The sequence below is a fragment of the Neoaquamicrobium microcysteis genome (assembly GCF_008180155.1).
Taxonomy (GTDB): Bacteria; Pseudomonadota; Alphaproteobacteria; order Rhizobiales; family Rhizobiaceae; genus Aerobium; species Aerobium microcysteis.
This window is the reverse complement of sequence record NZ_VSZS01000037.1, coordinates 1-9,572: the sequence shown is the minus strand read 5'-3', so window position 1 is coordinate 9,572 and position 9,572 is coordinate 1. Positions and strand designations below refer to the sequence as shown.

Genomic DNA, 9,572 nt, shown 5'->3' with positions numbered 1-9,572 from the left:
TCCACGGCTATCTCGGATGCCGGCCTCACTAAACAAACGCTCTATGAGGTCGAGCGATCGAACTTCAACCGCGACACCTATGATCGGGCGATCGATAGCATGGACGCCGTGAACTTCGAGATTCAAGGACTGATCCACCAGGCATGGGGACGGTTGTGATGTTGACTGCCGTCAAAACCCCCAAAAAAGTATGCGCTTTCAAACGCATAAGCCGCAAAAGGGGGTGCTAGTCAAATGGCGCGGAAAAATCCCTTTGCCAGCATCATGGATAACGGCGACGCTCCCGCCGAGCGCCCGGTCGCGCGAGACTACACCTTCAAGGGTGCATCTCGCTCGCTCATAAGTTCGATCGACGAAATGGCGGCTCAGGCAGGCAAGCTGCTCGAGGGTGAGACAATAATCGAGGTTGACCCCGACCTGGTGGACCAATCCTTCGCCAACGACCGGCTCAACGTTGACCAGGAAGATTACGAGGCCGACTACGCCCAGGTGCTGGAGTCGATCCGCAGTTCCGGCCAGAACTCTCCTGCCCTCCTTCGCCCTCACCCTGAGCAGTCTGGCCGCTACATGCTAGTGTTCGGTCGCCTCCGCTGGCGCGCCGCAAAAGAGCTTGGTCTCAAGCTTCGCGCCGTCATCAAGGAGATCTCCGAGCGCGATCATGTGATCGCCCAGGGACAGGAAAACAACGCGCGAGCGAACACCTCGTTCATCGAGAAAGCGCTGTTTGCCGCGGACATCGTTCAACGGAAATTCGACGAGGACAACGTCACAGCCCTCGCCGCGATCGGTGTCGATCGGCCAACCCTTTCAAAGATGCTCTCCGTCGCCTCAATACCCAAGGAGCTGCTCGAGGCGATCGGCCGCGCCAAAGCCGTCGGTCGTGATCGCTGGTATGAGCTTAAGCTCCTCCTCGACAAGCCGGGCAATGCCGACACCGCCTTGGCCCTGGCGTCGAGTTCCGATTTCCAAGGGCTGCCGAGGGATGCGCGTTTCGATGCGATCGTCGCGAAGCTGAAGGCATCCAAGCCGCGCCGCCGTGCCGCGCCGGCACCATCCAAACGCAGCTGGGCCCCTTCTGATGGGCGTGTCGCTGCGGAAATGGTGGCCGGTGGCAAGAAATTCACCATCGCCCTCAAGGCGAAGGGGACCGACGCAACAGCGTTCGGGGACTACCTCTCGGAAAATCTCAGCAAGTTATATGAGGCTTTCCGTCGGGAAAAACGAGCAACCACGAACGGAGATTGAGCGCAAAAGAAAAAGGCCCCCGAAACGGCAATTCCGGAAGACCTTCTCTTTAAGTTTGGCGACTGAGAGAATCCCACTTCCGCGAATCATAGTCAAGACCATTCAGGTCGGTTTGAGCGCCGATTCGGCGAGCAGGTTTCTTTTGCCTAGCAATAGGTGAAGGACAATGCAGACGCATATCTCAACGACGCCCTTTGGGCGGCGGCCGATGACGCTTGGCATGATTTCAAGCCAGGTGGCCGCAAAGGCAATGCCGGCGGACCTCACCGTCCACAAATGGCATGTCTTTCAGCACATTAAGGAAGCCCGAGCCGCCTTGGGCGCGACCGATCGCGCATTGGCCATACTTGACGCGCTGCTTTCGTTTCATCCGGACACGGCACTCTATGGCGACAGCGAGCTGATCGTCTGGCCGTCCAATGAGCAGCTGATCGGCCGCGCCAATGGCATGCCACCTGCGACGCTACGGCGGCACCTGGCCGTCCTGGTGGAGTGCGGCTTGATCATCCGCAGGGACAGCCCCAACGGCAAGCGCTACGCTCGGAAAGGGCAGGGGGGCGAGATCGAGCAAGCCTACGGCTTCGACATCTCGCCGATCGTGGCGCGCGCAGCGGAGTTCAAGGAGCTGGCGGAAGTCGTCCGAGCCGAGAAGAAGGCCTACCGGGTCGTTAAGGAACGGCTAACCATATGCCGCCGCGACATCGTCAAGATGATAGACGCAGGCATTGAGGAAGGCGTTCCGGCAAATTGGGGCAAGGTCCAGCAAACCTATCAAGCCATTGTCGGCAAGATTCCCCGTACAGCGCCCCGCCAGGTCCTCGAAGCCATCGCAGCCGAGCTTGAGGATCTCTGGGCTGAAGTGCGGGAGGCATTGGAATCATTCGTAAAAACAAAGAATATGAGCGCCAATGAGTCTCATAACGAGCGCCACATACAGAATTCAAAACCAGACTCTAAATTTGAATCTGAAAGTGGCTTAGGAAATAAAGATGAAGCGAGCGGCAGCGCAGCGGAAACCGACAACGTGCGGAGCCTGCCGAAGCGCGAGCTGCCGTTGGGAATCGTGCTGGATGCCTGCCCGAACATGCTCTGGTTGGTGAAGGGCGGCGGCGGAATCCGCAACTGGCGTGAATTTATGGCGGCCGCCGAGGTTGCCCGCCCGACCATGGGCATCAGCCCGAGCGCCTGGGAGGAAGCGCGAACGGCGTTAGGTGAGCAGCAGGCGGCGATCACCATTGCCGCGATCTACCAGCGGCAGGACCAGATCAATAGCGCCGGCGGCTATTTGCGCAGCCTGACCGATCGGGCCAAGGCGGGAAAGTTCTCGGTCTGGCCGATGATCATGGCCTTGCTGCGGGCAAAGCTTGAGGCGTCGAAAGCCGCCGGAAACGGAGCTGAAGCTGCTGCCGTCGATCTGGAAACGGCGGGGAAGGTCGTTCGCACCGAATCGCGACTGGAAATTAGCGATGCGTTGCGCCGCAGCCTCGACAAGCCGGGGCGCGGATCGTGATGAGCCGCGCGGGTTTGATCGGCGCCACGGCCGTGGATGGTGGTGCCGATCTTGTTGGGAAGAGCGCCATATGCGAGGATCGAGGACATGAAAAGCGAACACGACCGGGAACCGACGCCCGATGAAACCGCCGGGATGGTGTGGTGGAATTCACTTTCCGAGGTCGATCGTGCGGATTGGCTGGCGCGCGCCGGCAGCGCTGTTCCAGCCGATGCCTGGGCGGCGTACAAGCGGAGCGGAAATGTTGATCGTCAGCCGCGGGTCGTCAACTGAGGCTTGTCCTGCAGTGAGCAAGACGTTACGCCGCGAGCGGCTCCCCGGCGAGACCAAGCCGGCGGGCCCGATCGAGCAGGTTCTTGACCGATGAGGCGGACCATTTGGCGCTCCCGCGCGGGGTTCGTTCGTGCAGCCGCTCGAGCTGGGTAGCAATATCGCGGAGCGACAGGTCCGGGTTCGATTGCGAAATCCCCGCCACCAGGGTCATCAACCGGTCTTCAGGAAGCCGGGGAGGCGCTCTATCCAGCAGCCTTGGATCGGCCAGGCGTTCCGTGACGAGCCATTTCACCGCGCGTCGCAGCCGTTCGGGCGTCCAGTCGAACCCGCGCTGCTTCAGGACCCGTGCGACATCGTCCCAATTGTGGTCGGGGCGCATCCGGCGCACCGTTGGAAGCCACGCATTTATGTTGGATTGCACGCGTGCGCTATATGAAGCCCGTCGGACCGCGGTCATTTTCGCCAGCGCTTCAGGTCTGCGTTCCCGGATGCCTGGATTTCCCGGGAGCCGCCCTTTCGATCGTGCCGCGGCGATGCCGGCCTTGGTCCGCTCGGACATCAGCGCACGCTCGAGCTGGGCGACGGCGCCGAGGACCTGAAACGAGAACATGCCCTGCGGCGTCGAGGTGTCGATCGGATCGCGCAACGAGCGGAAGTGCGCGCCTTTTTCGCTCAGCTCCTCGATGACGTCAATCAGATGGCTGACCGAGCGCGCCAGGCGGTCCAGCCGAACCACAACCAGCACGTCGCCGGCGCCGATCTCGCTCATCAGCCGCGACAGGGCAGGGCGGGCACGTGAAGCACCGGATCCATGCTCCTGAACGATGACGTCGCAGCCGGCCCCGCGCAGCTCGATTTCCTGCGCGTCCGTCGCCTGTTCGTCCGTCGACACGCGCGCGTAGCCGATTTGCCGGCCCTGTGGTCGAGCGGAACGTCGATTTTGGGCTTCACGAGCCATTTGCTGCGTCTCTCAGCACGAAAAAGGAGCGATTGTACAAACACCGAAGTTATCAGCAAACGATCGGTTGGAAGCGCCGTTCAGATGTCGTGCCACCATGCGCCATCTTGATGGCTAGCGCATGTACCTCTATATTTGCGGAAAATGGAGGTCAATATGGCTGAACCACAACTCTCTGTCCGAAGCTCGAAGGCGCGTGAACTCGCGCACCGGCTGGCCCGCCGGGAAAATCGGTCGATCGCCGACGTGGTCGAGCGGGCGCTCGAATCCTATGAAATCCGCGAGGCGGGGCGCGAGTCCGCGGCGACGTTCTATGCGCGTCTTGTGGCGCAAGCCGGCACAGACATCGATCTCGAAGCCGTCATCCGCGAGAATTGTCATCCGCATCAAGGCGTCGAGCTTTGATTTTTCTCGACACCAATGTCGTGTCCGAGACCCTGAAGAAGGCACCCAATGAGGCGGTCCTTGCATGGCTGGTTCGATACGATGCCGAACTGGCGCTGCCAACGGTGACGATCGCCGAGATTGCCTTCGGCATTCAGAAGATCAGGCCGGATCAGCGCGCCGACCGACTGGAACAGGGATTGGCGGACTGGCGCCGGCGTTTTGCCGATCGGATCTTTGGGCTGACCGAGGAAGCGGCTCTGGCGTATGGCGAAATCATGGGTAGCGCTGTGCGTCAGGGACGGGGCATGTCGGCGCCCGATGGCATGATTGCCGCGATCGCTCGCGTCAATGGCGGGCGCCTGGCGACTCGCAATCTGACCGACTTCGAGACAACGGGCCTCGATCTCATGTCTCCGTGGGATTTCTGATGCTTTTAGCGGTCTGAACGGGCAGGGGAGGGGCTTTTCTACAGCCCCGACGCCTTGGTGAGATTGACGCGAAACCGATCACGCCGCCGCTGATACTTGCGGGTCATCTCCGCGCTTGCGTGCCCGAGCTGCTTCTGCACATAGCGTTCGTCGACCTCGGCCGAGGAGGCGAGACCGGCGCGCAGGGAATGGCCGGCAAACATCATCCCGCGTTCGCCTTCCGGCAGATCGCCACGCACGCCGGCCGCAAGCGCGGTTCGCTTGACGAGCCGGGCGACCTCCTGGTCGTTGAGCCGGTTGGCGCCCACTGCCTTGCCCTGGCCAGTGACGCGCCGGAACAGGGGACCGTGCGCGATGCGCGCGAGCTTGAGCCAGGTCTCCAGCACCACCACGGGGCAGGTCGCATCGGACGAACCGCGCCCGACCTCGACTTCGCGCCAGCCGGTCTTGCCGCGCAGCCGCAACAGCATGCCCTTATCGAGGATCTCTACCCAGCCGGAAGAATCCTCGGTCTGATCGCGGCCGCAGTCGAGCCCGACGACTTCCGAGCGGCGCAGGCCGCCGGCGAAGCCGAGCAGCAGCATGGCGCGGTCGCGCAGACCGCGCAGGGTGCCACGGTCGAGCGTCTCCAGCATGGAGATCAGATCCTCGGGCAAGACCGCTTCCTTCTGCCGGGGCGGGGCGGCGTGGGTGTTGCGGATGCCCGCCATGACGGTGGCGATATGGCGGTCCTTCCGGTCGAGCGGCTGGCCGCGCTGGGCGTAGTTCCACGTCAGGGCGGAGAGGTAGCGCTCGATCGTCGACACAGACTTTGGCTTCCTGTCGCCAGTTGCCTTCCCCGAGGCGCAGGCGGTGATGTAAAGGCCGACCACTTGCGGATCGGGCGGAAACATCTCGACGCCCTGCCGCCGGCACCAGCTCGCAAACTGCTTCCAGTCCGAGGCGTAGGCCCGGCGCGTATTGGACGAACTCGCCGCCTCGACATAATCGCGGGCGCGACCAGCGAGCGCGTCGAGATGTGCCGGCAGCCGGCGATCGGTGATGGTCGGGAGGGGGGAGGCGCTGCCAGATGATGGTTCTTCGGGGGCGCGGCCCATCTCCATGACGACGTCGACGATGTCGGGCAGGTCGTGGGCAATCGACCCATCGTGCTCGGCCGAGGCCGCTGGCGCGGTCTGGTCGACGCCTGAGGACGTTTCCTGTGATCGAGCGGAGCGGTGCTCAGCACGTTTTTTGAGGTTCTGCTCGACGATTCGGGCCATTCTCTATACAGAGACCAAAACGACGGATAATGCAACATTATCGTTCGTTTATTGGCCACGACAGGCGCGGCGGTTTGCGCGGAATCTGATTGCCAAAAGCGCCGCCGTGATTCATCCTGTTCGTGATGATTCTTCGGCCCAAAACCTCTTTACATTACCATGGCACGCTGCTGAGCACTCCTGCGGGACTGCCCGCGGCGACGGTGCCGGCCTGGCTGCGGCGCGCCGTCCCTGATGCGAAAAGCCTTGTCGCGCACAGTCTTGAAGACGTCGCGCTCGCCGCCGGCGCCGCCCTTGGCGCGCTTGATGCGCTTATCCGCCGCCAGGAACGGTGGGGCGGCGCCTGGGGGCAGCGGCTGGCGCTTTCCGCCGCCGCGACGACGGCGAAACAGGCAGGCCGGATCGAAGATGAAGCGGCGCTGCGCGACACCGTACTGCTGACAAAGACCGGGGATGAGGTGGGCCCGGCCGGCCGCATGGTTTTGGCGTGGCGCCGGCTGGTAACACGGCCGTCGGAAGATCTATTGACGAGAAAACACCTCGGCGCGGTTCTGGAGGAATTTGGCCACCCGCTCGACGATGAGGCGCTCGGCGACCTGGCCGATGAGCTTCGGAAGCTCGGCGCAGGCGGGATGGTCGACATGGTAGTCGGCGGCTTTGCCGCGGCCGAGCGCTATAGCTTTGGGCGCGCCACCGGCGCCTGGCTTGCCGACGCTCTTGTCGCACAGCGACTGGGCTGGCCGCGTGCTGTGCCGCTGCTCGGTGGGGAGTTCAATGCGGCTGGTCCGGCTCGTCCGCGGCGAGCCGGAGCCGGCAACGCGGCGGGCATCGAGGATGAAAGCACCCGGGCAAAATATCTGCTTGCTGCGCAGGCGCGCGCGGCGTTGCGCGCGGTTGATCTGTCTTCCGAACTCGGTCGCCGATCCGAGCGGCTGCTGGCGGTGGCGCCGAAGTTGCGGGCTCGGGCGTCTGATCTTGTCGTCGAAAGACTGTTGTCCGACGATGCGATTGTCGCGTCGGAAAAAATCGCCGGGATGAGCGACCGCGGCCTGCGTCGCCTGTTCGACCGGCTCGTCGAACTCGGCGTCGTCCGTGAGTTGTCCGGCCGTCCGGCCTTCCGTATCTACGGGCTCTAGACACCATGGTGGAGGCTGCGCGCAAACGGCGGGGCAGGCCGGAAGAAGATGCCCTGTTCGATCGTGAGCTGGATCACCTGCCGCCGGAAGCACGCTGGCGCGAATGGATGCATCGCGTCGAAGCGACGATCTTTGCCGCCAGTGAGCCGGTCGGCCGAGAGACGCTGGCGAAGATCGTCGGCAAGAGCTGCAGCATCGACCATCTCATCGACGACATTCGGGAAGAACTGCGCGGCCGGCCCTACGACCTGGTCGCCGTCGCCGGCGGCTGGAAGCACCTGACCCGGCCAGCCTATGCCGATGCCATCCGTGCCGCGGTCGGTGGAGGTGAGCAGCCGACCGACCTGACGCAGTCGGAAGTGCTGGTGCTGATGTGCATTGCCTACTTCCAGCCGATCACGCGCGGAGAGCTTTCTTCCTTCTTCGGCAAGGAAGTGTCGCGCGACCTGATCGGCCATCTGCGCGGCGCAAAGCTGATCGCGTCGGGGCCGCGCAGCCCGACGCCCGGTGCGCCTTATACCTACGTGACGACAAAAGAGTTCCTGCTGGAGTTCGGGCTCGAAACGCTGCGCGACCTACCGGATTTTGAGGCGCTCGAGGATGCGGGCTTGCTTTCAAAGGAGAAGCTCCTCGCGGGAGACATCCCAGCCGGATTGGGGAGCGTGGAGGATGAAATCGAAGAACAAGCCGATGTCGTTGGGGATCGGGACGAGCAGGAATAGACCTCCTCTCAGTGAATGGCGATGACGCCGTCCACAGCGCGCCACTCCGATGGCTTGATCAGGCGATGATGTGCAACGCGCACGGAATGCAGTGCACCCTCAAGCTCACGGTCCCAATAATCGAGGAAGCCCTTCAGCTCAGGAAACTCCGGCGCGAGATCGAAGTCCTGCCAGACATAGAGCTGCAGAAGGCTGGGATGGTCTGGAAGATGGTAGTGGATCTCGGCTGTCGTCAGGCCATACCCGTCCATCTGCAGGCGGAATTCCCTGCTGACCGTCGTCGCCATGCGTTTCGCCAAGCTGCCCTTGGCCAAGGATATCGATGACTGTCCGGGATCAGCGCCTATGGCACAGAATTGAGGGTGTGATTTAAGGAGTGTTCGGTTCTCGTCTAAGACGAAGGAACGAACATGAATTCGAAGTTGACTGGCGGCAAACGCTCCGCCGAGCATGTGGTCAAAGACATCCGTCGGGCGACACGGCGGCACTTTTCCTCGGAAGACAAGATCAGGATCGTGCTGGATGGCCTTCGTGGCGAAGACAGCATTGCCGAGTTGTGCCGCAAGGAGGGGATTGCCCAGAGCCTCTACTACACCTGGTCGAAGGAATTTCTGGAAGCCGGCAAGCGGCGACTGGCAGGCGACACGGCCCGTGCTGCGACGACCGGTGAAGTGCAGGACCTTCGTCGCGAGACCCGCGCGCTGAAGGAGGCAGTCGCGGACCTGACGCTGGAGAACCGTCTGCTCAAAAAAAGCATGATCGCGGATGGGGGCGACGACGAATGAGATACCCCGCATCCGAAAAGCTCGAGATCATCAAGATCGTCGAGCAGTCGCACCTTCCGGCGAAGAAGACGCTGGATCAGCTCGGCATTGCGCGGCGCACCTTCTACCGCTGGTATGACCGCTATGTCGAAGGCGGCCCGGAGGCGTTGGAGGACCGTCCTTCCCGGCCGAACCGGGTGTGGAACCGCATCAGCGCCGAGGTCCAGAGCCAGATCATCGACATGGCGCTGGAACAGTCCGAGCTGTCACCACGTGAGCTGGCGGTGCGCTTCACCGATGAGAAGCGCTACTTCGTGTCCGAGGCGACCGTCTATCGCCTACTCAAGGCCCATGACCTCATCACCAGCCCGGCCTTCGTGGTGATCAAGGCCGCCGACGAGTTCAGGGACAAGACCATGCGTCCCAATGAGATGTGGCAGACAGACTTCACCTACTTCAAGATCATCGGCTGGGGCTGGGTCTATCTGTCGACCGTGCTCGACGACTTCTCCCGTTACATCATCGCCTGGAAGCTGTGCACGACCATGCGGGCCCAGGACGTGACCGAAACGCTGGAACTGGGCCTTACGGCTTCAGGCTGTGACAGCGCCAGGGTGTTGCACAAGCCAAAACTGCTCAGCGACAACGGGCCGTCCTACATCGCCAGCGAACTCGCCGAATGGATCGACGCCAACGGCATGAGCCATGTCCGCAGCGCTCCGCTTCATCCGCAGACCCAGGGCAAGATCGAGCGCTGGCATCAGACGCTCAAGAACTGGTCTGCCCCCTGAAAAGTGGTCCTCCCTGAAGTAGGCTATTGAGCCTTTAGAGAGGACGTTGGAATGCCCCAGAAGAAGCACAAGCCCGAAGAGATCGTCGCGAAGCTG

The 9,572-nt window shown here is 62.5% G+C and carries 10 protein-coding genes and 2 pseudogenes; 9 read left to right on the top strand and 3 right to left on the bottom strand.

All coding sequences use genetic code 11. From position 1 onward, the window contains the following. The 4 genes and pseudogenes from FY036_RS00255 to FY036_RS00240 all read left to right on the top strand — a co-directional run. A pseudogene (locus FY036_RS00255) lies at positions 1-159 on the top strand (plasmid partitioning protein RepA); the annotation flags it as partial. A 75-nt stretch (positions 160-234) separates the two neighbouring features. Further along, positions 235-1,245, top strand: a complete 1,011-nt coding sequence (gene repB, locus FY036_RS00250) for a plasmid partitioning protein RepB (protein ID WP_148912733.1) — start codon at positions 235-237, stop codon at positions 1,243-1,245. 166 nt (positions 1,246-1,411) lie between these two features. Beyond that, entirely contained in the window at positions 1,412-2,755 is a 1,344-nt protein-coding gene (gene repC, locus FY036_RS00245) for a plasmid replication protein RepC (protein ID WP_148912732.1), read from the top strand. Positions 2,756-2,842: 87 nt separating this feature from the next. After that, positions 2,843-3,028 (top strand): hypothetical protein, encoded by a 186-nt coding sequence (locus FY036_RS00240; protein ID WP_148912731.1) that lies wholly within the window; start codon positions 2,843-2,845, stop codon positions 3,026-3,028. Positions 3,029-3,053: 25 nt separating this feature from the next. Here the strand turns inward: FY036_RS00240 and FY036_RS00235 are convergent, their stop codons facing one another. Beyond that, on the bottom strand, positions 3,054-3,986 hold the full coding sequence (locus FY036_RS00235; RefSeq protein WP_148912730.1) for a recombinase family protein: 933 nt from the start codon (positions 3,984-3,986) through the stop codon (positions 3,054-3,056). Between the two features lie 156 nt (positions 3,987-4,142). Between FY036_RS00235 and FY036_RS00230 the strand changes: the two genes are divergently transcribed. Beyond that, positions 4,143-4,391: a type II toxin-antitoxin system VapB family antitoxin gene (locus FY036_RS00230; RefSeq protein WP_148912729.1), complete on the top strand. Its 249-nt coding sequence runs from the start codon at positions 4,143-4,145 to the stop codon at positions 4,389-4,391. Continuing rightward, a complete protein-coding gene (locus FY036_RS00225; protein ID WP_148912728.1) occupies positions 4,388-4,801 on the top strand; it encodes a type II toxin-antitoxin system VapC family toxin in 414 nt (137 codons plus the stop codon). The genes FY036_RS00230 and FY036_RS00225 overlap by 4 nt, the downstream gene beginning before the upstream one ends. A 38-nt stretch (positions 4,802-4,839) precedes the next feature. Here the strand turns inward: FY036_RS00225 and FY036_RS00220 are convergent, their stop codons facing one another. Then, positions 4,840-6,063, bottom strand: a complete 1,224-nt coding sequence (locus FY036_RS00220) for a site-specific integrase (RefSeq protein WP_148912727.1) — start codon at positions 6,061-6,063, stop codon at positions 4,840-4,842. Positions 6,064-6,188: 125 nt separating this feature from the next. On the opposite strand from FY036_RS00220, the gene FY036_RS00215 reads away from it, so the two are divergent. Both FY036_RS00215 and scpB read left to right on the top strand, forming a co-directional pair. Continuing rightward, on the top strand, positions 6,189-7,199 hold the full coding sequence (locus FY036_RS00215) for a DUF1403 family protein (RefSeq protein WP_148912734.1): 1,011 nt from the start codon (positions 6,189-6,191) through the stop codon (positions 7,197-7,199). Between the two features lie 5 nt (positions 7,200-7,204). Then, positions 7,205-7,921 carry an SMC-Scp complex subunit ScpB gene (scpB, locus tag FY036_RS00210; protein WP_148912726.1) on the top strand — a complete coding sequence of 239 codons (717 nt, stop codon included), beginning with the start codon at positions 7,205-7,207 and terminating at the stop codon, positions 7,919-7,921. A gap of 8 nt (positions 7,922-7,929) precedes the next feature. On the opposite strand, the gene FY036_RS00205 is transcribed toward scpB, so the two are convergent. Next, complete coding sequence (locus tag FY036_RS00205) at positions 7,930-8,208, bottom strand: usg protein (protein WP_148912725.1); 279 nt, start codon at positions 8,206-8,208, stop codon at positions 7,930-7,932. 123 nt (positions 8,209-8,331) lie between these two features. Here FY036_RS00205 and FY036_RS00200 point away from each other — a divergent pair. Beyond that, positions 8,332-9,461, top strand: a pseudogene (locus FY036_RS00200) (IS3 family transposase); the annotation flags it as partial. Positions 9,462-9,572 lie beyond the last annotated feature (111 nt).